At 62.5% G+C, this 253-nt stretch carries 1 pseudogene; it reads left to right on the forward strand.

Going from position 1 to position 253, the window contains the following annotated elements:
- Window positions 1-21 precede the first annotated feature (21 nt).
- A pseudogene (locus SB764_RS42785) lies at window positions 22-253 on the forward strand (acetyl-CoA C-acyltransferase); the annotation flags it as partial.

A 253-nucleotide genomic window follows, 5' to 3' on the forward strand; every position in this document is an offset into this window, starting at 1 on the left:
TGACGCCACAGGGAGAGAGTTATGACCGTCGTATTTATCTACGACCATGTCCGCACCCCGCGCGGACGCGGCAAGAAGGATGGCAGCTTGCATGAGGTGCCTTCCGTTCGCCTTGCAGCCAAGACGCTGGAAGCCATCCGCGACCGCAACGGGCTGGACACATCCGCTGTCGATGACATCATCATGGGCTGCGTCGATCCCGTCATGGATGCCGGTGCGGTGATCCCGAAGGCGGCCGCCTTCGAGGCCGGTT

The organism is Paraburkholderia sp. SIMBA_027, from assembly GCF_046535315.1.
Classification (GTDB): Bacteria; Pseudomonadota; Gammaproteobacteria; order Burkholderiales; family Burkholderiaceae; genus Paraburkholderia; species Paraburkholderia tropica.